Source organism: Polaromonas sp. P1_G1, assembly GCF_056405595.1.
Genome location: NZ_JBFUBU010000126.1, coordinates 1 through 599, shown reverse-complemented (window position 1 = coordinate 599; position 599 = coordinate 1). Strand labels below are relative to the sequence as shown.

Genomic DNA, 599 nt, shown 5'->3' with positions numbered 1-599 from the left:
TTGTCGCGCAACTCGGGTGGCAGGCGGCCCACCAGGATGGAGATGAAGATGATGTTGTCTATGCCCAGCACGATCTCCAGGGCGGTCAACATCCCAAAGGCAATCCAGACATTGGGGTCGGTTAAAAAATCCATGGTCAGGCTCTCTGTTCTAAGTGACCCGGGCGATGGTAGGGTCAGAGGCCGCTTCCAGCGAAACCTCAGTCGGCCCAACCCCTTAAAAGACGGGGGCTTGTGGCGCGCCTGGCCGCTTTGCGGTTGCGCGTTCGGCGTCGTTATCATGGGCAGATCGCACGGAGGGTTCGCGTCATGAAACGCAGGCAATGCTTGGCCGCTGGTGGGTTTGCAGCACTTTGGCTGGGCGGCGTGCGCGCGCAAGAGGCACCGGCCAACCTGGCTGTGCTCCAGGCCGGCTATGCGCGCCGCATCAAGCGCCTGTTGGCGGCTGGGCAGTTGCCCTACATCGATGTGGAAAGTTCGTGTAACCCCGCCAAGGTGGACGTCCCCGCCCTGGCTGCCGAGCTCGACCGGCTCCACATCGGCGCCATGGCGCTGTCGTCTGACATGGGTAACCACCAGTTCGAGCGCGGGGTGCTGCGC

At 63.1% G+C, this 599-nt stretch carries 2 pseudogenes; one reads left to right on the top strand and one right to left on the bottom strand.

Annotation, left to right across the window (positions count from 1 at the left end):
* Positions 1-134, bottom strand: a pseudogene (locus tag AC1D1Y_RS26045) (TerC family protein); the annotation flags it as partial.
* Between the two features lie 174 nt (positions 135-308).
* Between AC1D1Y_RS26045 and AC1D1Y_RS26040 the strand changes: the two are divergent.
* Positions 309-599 (top strand): annotated as a pseudogene (locus AC1D1Y_RS26040) (hypothetical protein); the annotation flags it as partial.